1 protein-coding gene is annotated in these 323 nt (G+C 32.5%); it reads right to left on the bottom strand.

The window, feature by feature from the left end; genetic code table 11:
* Window positions 1-323 (bottom strand): MurR/RpiR family transcriptional regulator (locus B2S90_RS06360; RefSeq protein ID WP_414630685.1); only part of this gene is annotated, 323 nt, incomplete at both ends.

Genomic DNA, 323 nt, shown 5'->3' with positions numbered 1-323 from the left:
GTGAAGGTCATCTGTACATGAAGATCAGCGTTATAGATCACCTTCTTACCTATACGCATGAGTTTTTGATAGATATCTAAACCAATAACAGATGAACCACCTACACCAAAGAGATAGATAGTAGATGCATTATTAAGTAAGTCTATTGATTGTTCAAGGGTATCAATATTTATTAACTGATATGTTTTTAAGACTGTATTCATGTTTAATCTACAGCCTTTTTCCACTAGTGTGCTGATATTATCTTCTGGTTCAAAGATGAGATCTACTTCTTGTTTTTCTTCTTCTTTAGTTGATTGAGCTAGGTTCATCTTTAAATCACT

This window comes from Catenibacterium sp. UBA627, from assembly GCF_002299355.1.
GTDB lineage: Bacteria > Bacillota_I > Bacilli_A > Erysipelotrichales > Coprobacillaceae > Catenibacterium > Catenibacterium mitsuoka.
Note: the sequence above shows the minus strand (reverse complement) of the source record. Positions and strands in the feature narration are given on the sequence as shown.